Source organism: Bacteroides sp. DH3716P, assembly GCF_025914115.1.
Taxonomy (GTDB): domain Bacteria; phylum Bacteroidota; class Bacteroidia; order Bacteroidales; family Bacteroidaceae; genus Bacteroides; species Bacteroides ovatus.
The window spans coordinates 3,303,265-3,313,438 of record NZ_CP083673.1; the positions used below are offsets into that span (position 1 = coordinate 3,303,265).

General features: G+C 40.4%; 10 protein-coding genes. 4 read left to right on the forward strand and 6 right to left on the reverse strand.

The genetic code is table 11. From position 1 onward, the window contains the following. Positions 1 to 18: 18 nt before the first annotated feature. The 3 genes from KQP79_RS12105 to KQP79_RS12115 all read right to left on the reverse strand — a co-directional run bounded on the left by KQP79_RS12105 (position 19) and on the right by KQP79_RS12115 (position 2,264). The gene (locus KQP79_RS12105; RefSeq protein WP_004310403.1) at positions 19 to 495 is read right to left on the reverse strand and encodes an HU family DNA-binding protein; all 477 of its coding nucleotides are present in this window, start codon (positions 493 to 495) and stop codon (positions 19 to 21) included. Between the two features lie 333 nt (positions 496 to 828). Next, positions 829 to 1,173, reverse strand: coding sequence for a hypothetical protein (locus tag KQP79_RS12110; protein WP_009039104.1), 345 nt, complete (start codon positions 1,171 to 1,173; stop codon positions 829 to 831). 479 nt (positions 1,174 to 1,652) lie between these two features. Next, positions 1,653 to 2,264 carry a DsbA family protein gene (locus KQP79_RS12115; protein ID WP_004324286.1) on the reverse strand — a complete coding sequence of 204 codons (612 nt, stop codon included), beginning with the start codon at positions 2,262 to 2,264 and terminating at the stop codon, positions 1,653 to 1,655. Between the two features lie 337 nt (positions 2,265 to 2,601). On the opposite strand from KQP79_RS12115, the gene KQP79_RS12120 reads away from it, so the two are divergent. Both KQP79_RS12120 and KQP79_RS12125 read left to right on the forward strand, forming a co-directional pair. Next, on the forward strand, positions 2,602 to 4,518 hold the full coding sequence (locus KQP79_RS12120; protein WP_004298332.1) for an Ig-like domain-containing protein: 1,917 nt from the start codon (positions 2,602 to 2,604) through the stop codon (positions 4,516 to 4,518). Further along, positions 4,463 to 5,338 carry a DUF3108 domain-containing protein gene (locus KQP79_RS12125; protein WP_008641759.1) on the forward strand — a complete coding sequence of 292 codons (876 nt, stop codon included), beginning with the start codon at positions 4,463 to 4,465 and terminating at the stop codon, positions 5,336 to 5,338. The genes KQP79_RS12120 and KQP79_RS12125 overlap by 56 nt, the downstream gene beginning before the upstream one ends. Before the next feature lie 169 nt (positions 5,339 to 5,507). On the opposite strand, the gene KQP79_RS12130 is transcribed toward KQP79_RS12125, so the two are convergent. The 3 genes from KQP79_RS12130 to KQP79_RS12140 all read right to left on the reverse strand — a co-directional run bounded on the left by KQP79_RS12130 (position 5,508) and on the right by KQP79_RS12140 (position 7,641). Further along, positions 5,508 to 5,918: a PaaI family thioesterase gene (locus KQP79_RS12130; RefSeq protein ID WP_004298330.1), complete on the reverse strand. Its 411-nt coding sequence runs from the start codon at positions 5,916 to 5,918 to the stop codon at positions 5,508 to 5,510. Between the two features lie 32 nt (positions 5,919 to 5,950). Next, entirely contained in the window at positions 5,951 to 6,943 is a 993-nt protein-coding gene (locus KQP79_RS12135) for a FecR family protein (RefSeq protein WP_004307470.1), read from the reverse strand. A 101-nt stretch (positions 6,944 to 7,044) separates the two neighbouring features. Further along, a complete protein-coding gene (locus tag KQP79_RS12140) occupies positions 7,045 to 7,641 on the reverse strand; it encodes an RNA polymerase sigma-70 factor (RefSeq protein WP_004310927.1) in 597 nt (198 codons plus the stop codon). A 405-nt stretch (positions 7,642 to 8,046) separates the two neighbouring features. Here KQP79_RS12140 and KQP79_RS12145 point away from each other — a divergent pair, with 405 nt between their 5' ends. After that, on the forward strand, positions 8,047 to 9,771 hold the full coding sequence (locus KQP79_RS12145) for a hypothetical protein (RefSeq protein WP_008776096.1): 1,725 nt from the start codon (positions 8,047 to 8,049) through the stop codon (positions 9,769 to 9,771). A gap of 57 nt (positions 9,772 to 9,828) precedes the next feature. Next, the gene (locus KQP79_RS12150) at positions 9,829 to 10,104 is read left to right on the forward strand and encodes an STN domain-containing protein (RefSeq protein ID WP_264386639.1); all 276 of its coding nucleotides are present in this window, start codon (positions 9,829 to 9,831) and stop codon (positions 10,102 to 10,104) included. The last annotated feature ends 70 nt before the right edge of the window (positions 10,105 to 10,174 follow it).

Below are 10,174 nucleotides of genomic sequence, written 5' to 3' on the forward strand. Positions count from 1 at the left end.
TGGTCCCTTGTTCCAGTTTTATGCTGCAGGATCCGGGGCCTCACCGCTACCGCCTTCGTCCGGATTTTCCGGTTTATTTCCCCCTCCATTTCCGGAAGAGGTGCCGCCGTTTCCTTCCGTCTTGTAAATACTTACATTATCCAGCATATCCTTAAATTTATATCCCGGCGTAAATACAATTTTCACCCGACGAACGGTATCGGCATCTACATCTTTTTCTTCATTCTGACTTTTACAGTTCATGCCCGGACGGAAACATCCGAAATCGCCTAATTGTACAGACAATCCTTTGTTGAGATTGGTGTTCAATGTATCAATCAGTGCGTCAATCACGTGTTTCACTGCGCCTTCGGGAATCATACCGAACATGGATACTTCCTTGCATAAATCTCTGAAATTTACCGTATTGGTAATTACATTCTGTGCTACATACTTTTCAGTCTTTGTTTTGTCAAAGCCGAAAACTCTTTTCTTGACAACATACTTTAATGCCATAGTCTTTCTTCTTTTAATAGTTAGTTAATCTGTTTTATTGTTGTTTTGTGATCACGATGCAAAGATATGGTTTCCGAAATTCATGACCAAGCTGAAAAAGAATTGTGCGTTAATAAATTAGTTAATAAGTAGAATGCTGCTGTATTGGGAAATTCTATGTAAAAAAGATTTCGCAGAAAGATAGAAAAAGAGGATGCCGATCAAGATATTGGGGTATCAAGTGTGGGGAAGGCATCCTCTTCGAAGATAGAACGAAAGGACTACTTGCACAAGCAATCTTTTTCGCTTTGTTGTCTATCTTCTATATATACTGGTAAGGAGTATGATTCTGAATTATTCCGTATCTTCTTTGGTTCGCAGGCTGACTAACTCTGTCCACTTGCTTATACTTAAGTCGAACCCTCCTTTCTCCAGATGTTGGAGGGCGGTTCTAAAATGTCGTATTACTTTTTCTGTATCATTGGTTGTTTGATACTCAAGCTCTCCAAGTGCATATTCAAGACGTGCCATTTGGATGTAATCTAACAAGGTATAGTTTTCGTCAACGGATAAAGTTGAAAGATAGTTCAACAAGTCGAATGCTTTTTCTCGTTCTTCATCTGATAAGTTGGAGATGGGGCGGCGCGCGATAGGGTGCTGCATTAATAGAATAATGTTTTCTTTCAAGTCATCGTACATATCTTTGTTATGTTTGTCGCATCATTTCCCTGTGGTGCGCGGTTTAAAAAAGAGAGCGTGGGAAACTACCAACTGTACGCCAACCATAGGCTCGGCAAAGACCCTCCGCGACATAAGTGATAGTCCCACGCCCATTGGGTATATAAACAAATTATATATACAGAAGTGTGCGCGAGACCTGACATCACTTATTGCCATTCGCGGTAAATTTTTGCCGAATTTATGGTTGAATGCAATAAATAATCGTTCTCTATAAAAAAATAAAATGTTCCTCTCTACGTATGAAAGGAAACCGCTACAAAAGTAGCAATAAATATTGATAAAGCAAGTAATCTTGTTTTATAATTTCATAGATAGTTCTGATTTACTAAAAGTCAGTATAAATATGATTAATATAAAAAGAACCCTACACTGAATTATTGTTTTTTTTGTTCAGTTCAGAATTGGAATTCTAGGTAATTCTGCTAGATGATTTTAACTTAACTTTCTGTTTTCTTTGCATAAACCACCTGTTTGCCTGTTCCATAACGGATTAAGAGTCCACGTTCGATAAAAGCATTCAGTTCTTTCAAAGCACGTTTTTTGTCGTGTCCTGTCAATCGGCTATAGTCGGTGCGGGTCAGGCAGGGATATTTGTTCAGATGCTGGTTGATTATTGTCAAACATTCTTCTTCGCTGTGCCCTTTTCTGTGGTGACGAGTCATCGATTCTCCACGTTCCAGTCTCATTTGCTGGCCTACTTCTTTCTTAAACTGGCTACTTACCCGGAAATTGACATTTTTCAGTTCTATGGATTGTGCGTGTACATCTTTTTTCTTCATTACACGAGGTCCCTTCAAAGACACTGAAAAATATCCGATATCTCCCAGTTCCACAATCCATCCGTTGGCAATCAGGTCTCTCAACTCGTTTTGGAAAGACTGCATGGCGCCCGCCAGTAAACTGCGGCTTATTCCTGTGAATTTGTGTACACGGTCTAGAAATTCTTCCTGATCGACGGTTCCTTTGAATACTACGCGGGGATGAAGCGGTTGTGCGTCGCCTGTTTGTTGAATGTCAGGTGTGTCGTAAAGGTCATATTGTATACTCATATTCGTTTTTATTTAGTGTAGGCACATTGATAAATCCGTTTGCCTATCCGGATTTACTTCACTTGCTACTTTTATTTCGTTCCACTATAGTTTCTCTTTCGTCCCACTATAGTGCTCCGCAAGGGAAACTATAGTGTTCTTTGCGGAACACTATAGTGGAACGAAAAAAGATTAGGCAACAAAGGTAATCTCTTTAGGCAATAAAACTAATTATATTAGCAGGAAAGAAATAAAAACGTCGCAAATATTGTTTATTACCTTAAGTCACCCTTTCCTTTTTTAATAAATTAGCTAGAAAGTGTGGTGTTTATTGAATAAGAACCCTTATTTTTGCAGCATGTTACAATTTGAGAATCAAAAGATAAAGCAAATAGTTCGCAAGGTGCTTCCGGTAGTAACGCTGGGAGCTATGTTATATTCCTGCGCCAGTATTGGACGGCCGGACGGAGGCCCTTATGATGAGACGCCGCCCCGTTTCATCGGTAGTACTCCTGCTGCGGGCGCTCTGAATAATGAAAGGACTAAAATTTCTTTGATGTTTGATGAGTTTATTAAGCTGGAGAAAGCAACCGAAAAAGTCGTTGTTTCTCCTCCCCAGATACAGCAACCGGAAATCAAGGCTTCCGGCAAGAGAATACAAGTCAACCTACTCGACTCTTTGAAGCCTAACACGACCTATACGATTGACTTCTCGGATGCAATTGTCGACAATAATGAAGGTAACCCGCTAGGGAATTTTGCATTTACGTTTTCTACCGGTACGGAAATCGATACGATGGAAGTAGCAGGAACAATGCTCGACGCCTCTAACCTGGAACCTATTAAAGGTATGCTTGTCGGACTACATTCCAACCTGAATGATTCGGCTTTCAACAAATTGCCTTTCGACCGTGTGGCACGTACAGACAGCCGTGGACGTTTCTCCATCCGTGGTGTAGCTCCCGGCAAATATCGCATCTATGGATTGATGGATGCCGACCAAAACTTTACTTTTAATCAGAAGAGCGAGATGATCGCTTTCCATGATTCGTTGATTATCCCCCGCATGGAAGAACGTATCCGCATGGATACTGCTTGGGTGGACTCATTGACCTACGACACGATTGTTGAGAAGAAATATATGCATTATTTGCCGGATGATGTCATCCTCCGTGCCTTTAAAGAGCTTAATTATTCGCAATATCTTATCAAGTCGGAAAGACTGGTTCCTCATAAGTTCACTTTTTATTTTGCCGGTAAGGCGGACACTTTGCCAGTCTTGAAAGGCTTAAACTTCGATGAAAAGGATGCTTTTGTCATCGAAAAGAATCAGCGGAACGATACAATCCATTATTGGGTGAAAGATTCTTTGCTCTTCAAACAGGATACTCTTGCCATGAGTCTGACTTATCTTTATACAGATACTTTAAACCAATTAGTACCCCGTACAGATACGCTGAATCTTGTTTCGAAGCAGAAATATAAGAAAGAGGAGTCGGATAAGGACAAAAAGAAAAAGAAGAAAAAGAAAGGGGAAGAGGATGAACCCGAACCGACGAAATTCTTGCCGGTGAATGTTAGTGCCCCTTCGTCAATGGATGTATATGGATATATTTCTTTGAATTTTGAAGAACCGATAGCCAGCTACGACACTGCCGCCATACATCTGCGGCAAAAGGTGGATACGCTCTGGAAGGATATACCGTTTGAATTTGAGCAGGATTCCGTAAATCTGAAGAAGTTTAATGTGTATTATGATTGGGAACCGACGCTGGAATATGAATTTTCGGTGGATTCGACCGCATTTCATGGTATATACGGATTGTTTACAGACAAAATAAAACAAGGGTTCAAGGTGCGTAGTTTGGAAGAATATGCCAAAATCACGTTTGTGGTGACGGGAGCGGAACCTAATGCTTTCGTTGAACTGTTGGATGCGCAGGATAAAGTGGTACGCCGAAGAAGAGTAGAGGAAGGAGGTTATGCCGACTTTTATTACTTAAATCCCGGTAAGTACTCCGCCCGGTTGATTAACGACCGGAATGGAAACGGTGAATGGGATACCGGCAATTTTGAAAAAGGGGTGCAGCCCGAAGAGGTGTATTATTATAATCAGATTTTAGAGCCGAAAGCCAACTGGGATCTAGAACAAAGTTGGGATATTCATGCAGTTCCGCTGGATAAGCAAAAGCTGGATGAACTTAAAAAACAAAAACCAGATGAAGACAAGAAGAAAAAGGATCGGGAACGAAATAGTCAGAACCGCCGTCGTTAGCGTTCGACGCAATTTTATTATCGGATTAGTGGCCTTACTGATGGGAGCTTTCGCCCTCCCAGCCAGTGCTCAATGTGAAGCGAAGAATGATGCGTTTCAATCCGGCGAACACGTAATGTATGATTTATATTTTAACTGGAAGTTTGTCTGGGTGAAAGCCGGACTTGCCAGTCTGACGACGAATGCTACTACTTATCATTCACAACCTGCCTACCGGATCAATCTGCTTGCTTTGGGCAGTAAACGGGCAGACTTCTTTTTCAAGATGCGCGATACGCTGACTTGTGTGATCGGTGAAAAACTGGAACCGCGCTATTTCCGCAAAGGTGCTGAAGAGGGAAAACGTTACACGGTTGATGAGGCTTGGTTTTCTTATAAGGACGGTCTTTGCCTCGTAAACCAGAAACGTACTTATCGGGATGGAGCGTTTGATGAATCTGAAGCTAGCGATAGCCGTTGTATATACGATATGTTAAGCATCTTGGCGCAGGCACGTTCTTACGACCCTGCAGATTATAAGGTGGGAGACAAAATCAAGTTCCCGATGGCTACGGGCCGTAAAGTGGAAGAGCAAACGCTTATCTACCGTGGAAAAGAAAATGTGAAAGCGGAGAATGGAGTTACTTACCGTTGCCTGATCTTCTCATTGGTAGAATATGATAAGAAAGGAAAAGAAAAGGAGGTGATTACTTTCTTCGTGACGGACGACTTGAACCATCTTCCTGTCCGTCTGGATTTATTCCTGAACTTCGGTTCGGCAAAAGCATTCCTGAATAATGTGACGGGTAACCGGCATCCGCTGACTTCTATCGTTAAATAGATATAGAGAAAAAACGAAGGCATATCAGAAGTAAATGGCCCTGCCAACCTGTTATTTTTTAGACGCGGATAACGCGGATGACACGGATTTATTATCTTTTTATCCGTATCATCCGCGTTATCTGTTTCTAAAAGGTATACTTTTAAAAGTGTTGATGCGCTTTCCTGTTTTATTCCTGAACTTCGAAAGGCACTTTCTGATCCTTTCGGAATACGCTAGATTCAAAAGTTGCAATCAACTCTCCGTCTTGGTTTGTTATATCTACCTGATAGCAACCTGTACTTCGACCGATATAGCGTTCGCGTGCTTCGGCAAAGAGAGTATCTCCGGGGCCGCTGGCACGCAGAAAAGTAATAGTGGACGAGAGAGAGAAAGCTAGTGTGCCGTGCGAGTTGGCAGCTGCGGCAAGCGCAAGGTCTGCCAGCGTAAAGATCGCTCCTCCTTGTGTGCGGGCACCTGCGTTAAGATGTTCGGGTTTTATTTCTAATTTGGCTTTACTGTAACCTTTGCGTACTTCCAGCAGTACTACTCCTGCATTTTCGGCAAACAGATCGTTCTTAAAAAACTCTTGTGCGGTCATGATATTATTTTTGAAGATTCTTTAATCGTTTCTTATTTTTTCAATGAATGGATATATACCTTATCTTTTTCAATTGAGTAGCTAAATTTATTTGTTTCAGACATAATATCCAATATTTTCTCTAAATTATTTGTTTCTATAATAAAACTTCCATGGAAAATCAAATTCTTGAGTTGCTCTGACTCAAATGCGAATGTCACATCAAACTGGCGCTCCAACTCTTTAGAAATGATCGACATAGGAACTTCATCCCAGAATACTTTGCAGTTGATCCACTGTTCAGCATAGTCAGCACTCTCGGTCAGCTTATAAGTTTGGTCAAGCTTATTAACTGTCATCGTTTGATTAGGCTTCATTATAAACTCTTGGTTGATGCACAATAAGACAATGGAACCTTCTAGGAGTGATACCTTTATATAATTCTCATCACCATAATTTTTAACGTTAAACTTAGTACCCAGTACCTTGATCTGTGCGGAGTCTGTTTGTATAACAAATGGATGCTCTCCATGCTCTACCTCAAAATACCCTTCGCCTTCCAGCCGGACATTGCGATTCTTTCGACTAAAACTCTCGGAGTAAGAAAGCTTGGAATCTGCGTTTAACCACACTATAGAACCGTCAGGAAGCTTCATTTTTAATTTCGATTTTCTTGGAGCGTATACTTCGGAAATCAAAGAATCATCAGGTGTTGTAAAATTATAAATTATAAAAGGAGTGGTAAACAGTAATATAATGATTGCCGCTGCGTAACCTGCATACTTCACAAATAAGGCTCTTCTCATCTTTCCTGCCGGAGCACTCTTATGTTTGCGGATTCGTTTCGCAAATCTGTTATAGGCTTGTTCTTCGTGTACAGATACATTTTTATACTCGGCAGACAGAAGCCAGATTCGTTTCTGCTGTTCAAAATATTTCTGATTCTCCGGATCGGAGTATATCCATTCGTTCAACTTATGCAAGTCCTCTTTGGTGATACTTCCCGAGAGGAAATCATATATCAGTCTGTCAAATTCTTCTTTCATACCATCTTAAACTTAATATCTATTGAAAATCATATACCTGCGCTATCATCAGGACAGTTTGTCAATAGAAGAAGTATAGTGAATTACTTTGCTTTTTAATATTAATTAAATATATTCGTAATAAACATTACAATCAGGGCAAGATAAGATCTTGCTGCTTCCTTCAGTTTATCCAGTGCACTTCGCATGTGATATTTCACTGTATGAATAGTGATTCCCATGATTTCGGCAATTTCTTCTTGTCTTTTGTTCTCAAAACGACTCAATAAAAATACCTTCCGGGTTTCCGGAGATAAGCCGTCAATCGTCTTCTGGATAATAGAATGTAGCTCTTTACCCTCTAAATGCTCAACCGGATTTTCGCCCAAGGACCATAAATCGCTGTAAATGACCAGGTCTTCTGACGAGCAGGCCGTTTCCCTTCTCACATATTCAAGCTGAAGATAATTGATACACTTATTGGCTACACTTCTGAAAAGGTAGTTCTTCAATGAGGTGTTAATTGTTATTTTAGAGCGGTTTTCCCATAGACTATACACCAAATCTTCTACTATAGATTCTGATAGATAAGAGTCTGTCAAATACCCTCTCGCTATCCGGCAAAGATCTGTATAGTAAGTTTTATAGATGTATCGGAATGCCTCCTCTTTACCCGATTTCAGGGCCTCGATAATCTCTGTTTCCAGGTTTTTTTCCATTATGTCTTTCAGAAATCGTATATTTGATTTATTAGTTAATATATTAAGGTGAATACTCACAGGTTCTGTTTCTCCGATGGATAATTCGGGGGCAAGGTATTGAAAAAATGTAAGATGACCAAACTCACTAATAAAAAGATGAGTTGAAGGGCTGAACGAATAAAAAAATCATTTCTCACTATACTTTTTATTAATCTGGCTGTCATATTAATGAATAGGCCAATAAAGCATATTTTAACCTGAATCTCTATGAATGGTAAAAAGAAGGATTGTAAAAGAGCATAGCGCGACACTCTTTTTTAAGTTATAAGGTATACAAACAGCTGTTTTAGTTTAGTCATGCAGGATAAAGATTGTTTTCAGGAATAACAGAAAATAAGCTATTTCTTATTTAAATAATATTGTATGAAGAAACTACATTTTCTATTAAGCACATTCCTTGTGTTTATATTCACGTCATGCGGAGAAGATGAACTGAAAGGTGTTGTCTTATCCGAAGATCCGGGGTACGTAAAAGAACCATTGGTAGCCATACAGGCAGAAGATGGCACAGGGAACTGGATAAATGGTCTTATTGACCAGAACAGTAGGGTCATAGCCTTAGATTTTCGCATTTTGGACGACCAAAGTGCGGTGAATGTGAAACTCAAACTGGCGGATGAATGGGCAAAGCCCATTGATCCGCTTACTACTGATGCTGTACTGGACTTGAGCAGCGGTATCACCCGTATTAAAGTGAATGATGGAGCAGATGATATCGAATATACCATTTTCAGCACTTCTACTCAGCTACTTCGAGGCGTAACGGCTACTTGTAACACAGAGCAGGTTAGTGCTAACTTTATTAATGGCATCGCTTCGTTACGTTTCAAACAAAACACTGCATTTGCAAACGTTGTGTTGATGCCGACTTTGGCAGATAACGCAGAAATCATCTCTACGGATCCCGTCAGTCAAAAGGATGAAAACGGAAACCTGATTGTTGACCTAAGTAGCACACTTACTATTACTGTAAAAGACAATACGAACAACATGACTAAAAAATATCAGTTGAGTGCTGTAAATGGAATTATTGACGCAGGGGTAAACTGGAAAAATATTACTGCTGATCTAAAAAGCCAACACAGTAGTATTTGTATTCCTGATTTCATGATTGTCTATGAAAATAAAAACTTGCATGGAAGGAGCGGTAATACGGGATGGTTGATAACTATTCCTGCCGGTAGAATAAATATGAAGGTTAGCTGGGATATGAATAAAGACAATGTAACATGGGCTGAACCCACTGCTCAACATCGTACAACAGCTATCATGAATGATAATATGGATTATTCATTGTTTGTTCCGGGATTGTCCGGGCAATTCTGGGTACCGATATTTTATAGCCTCGGGTGGAATGATAGTGGGCTGCTATCCGCACCGCGTCTCGGATATAACCTATCTACTTCTTTGAAGTATTGTCCGGGAACTCTGGGAATTACAGCTGATGGAAAAGCGGAGATTTCGTATGCAGAAGTGATAGATAATAACTTGTATAAGTTTACCAGCGGCGGAGCCGGCAAACAAGCTGCCAATGGAGTACAGTGGTCCCCAACCAGTGCTGTCAGTGGATATTCCTATCCGTTGCAAAAAGGGCAGATCATGATTGCCGGAGAAAATGCAGAACTTTACAAGACATTTGCTACTAATGAAGGAAGAAATACTTCGACCCGTAACAGAGGAATGGATGGAGCATTGTCAGGAAGTAATTCATGGGCTGCTAATCCGGTAAGCATTTGGACTTTTGATGGCAAGCCTGTAGGACGCCGGGCTGTCGGTATCACGGAAGAAGGAGACTTGGTCATTTTTGTAAGTAATCGTTTTACGAATTCTTATAACTCGGTAAAAGCAGCTTGGAATGTCTTTAGTGATGGCTCTTCTTTACGGGAAGTTGCTGTGGCATTGCAGGAAGTGGGTTGTACGGATGCCATTGTGTTTGGTGAGAACTATCATAGTCCTGTTGTTATTCGGGATGATAGTAGAGGGGTGCCTTTAGGAAAGGTAGCCGGTAGATACGACTGGGAAACGAACGGCAATGTTAAAAATGCGGATAATGAGGCTAGTTCGCAATCCTGGATAATGTTTAAATAAGAATATTGTAAAACAATGAGTTAGTAACAAAAGATATACACATAAAAACTTAAATCAATGAGTAAAATCATCAAATGCATGTTCTTCGTGCTATTAGCTGCAGTTCTTCCACTGTCGGTTCATGCACAACAGGTGACCTTACATTTGCAGGACGTAACGGTGCGCAAAGCGTTCCGGGAGTTGGAGGTCAAAGGAAATGTATCCTTAGTATATGAGAAAAATGATGTGGACCTGACCCGTAAGGTAACTGTAAAGGTAGATAATCAACCGATAAGCAAGGCACTGGATCAGATTCTGAAAGGGCAGGAGTTGATTTATAAAATAAACAGATAGCTAAAAAGTAAATTTGAGAAAAGCGTAGCGATTCAACTGAAAGAGTGGTCGTTACGCTTTTGCTTTTGAT

Excerpts from the sequence above, each read along its gene's own strand:
- KQP79_RS12105 (WP_004310403.1), bottom strand. The coding sequence starts at position 495 with ATGGCATTAAAGTATGTTGTCAAGAAAAGAGTTTTCGGCTTTGACAAA.
- KQP79_RS12110 (WP_009039104.1), bottom strand. The coding sequence starts at position 1,173 with ATGTACGATGACTTGAAAGAAAACATTATTCTATTAATGCAGCACCCT.
- KQP79_RS12115 (WP_004324286.1), bottom strand. The coding sequence starts at position 2,264 with ATGAGTATACAATATGACCTTTACGACACACCTGACATTCAACAAACA.
- KQP79_RS12120 (WP_004298332.1), top strand. The coding sequence starts at position 2,602 with ATGTTACAATTTGAGAATCAAAAGATAAAGCAAATAGTTCGCAAGGTG.
- KQP79_RS12125 (WP_008641759.1), top strand. The coding sequence starts at position 4,463 with ATGAAGACAAGAAGAAAAAGGATCGGGAACGAAATAGTCAGAACCGCC.
- KQP79_RS12130 (WP_004298330.1), bottom strand. The coding sequence starts at position 5,918 with ATGACCGCACAAGAGTTTTTTAAGAACGATCTGTTTGCCGAAAATGCA.
- KQP79_RS12135 (WP_004307470.1), bottom strand. The coding sequence starts at position 6,943 with ATGAAAGAAGAATTTGACAGACTGATATATGATTTCCTCTCGGGAAGT.
- KQP79_RS12140 (WP_004310927.1), bottom strand. The coding sequence starts at position 7,641 with ATGGAAAAAAACCTGGAAACAGAGATTATCGAGGCCCTGAAATCGGGT.
- KQP79_RS12145 (WP_008776096.1), top strand. The coding sequence starts at position 8,047 with ATGAAGAAACTACATTTTCTATTAAGCACATTCCTTGTGTTTATATTC.
- KQP79_RS12150 (WP_264386639.1), top strand. The coding sequence starts at position 9,829 with ATGAGTAAAATCATCAAATGCATGTTCTTCGTGCTATTAGCTGCAGTT.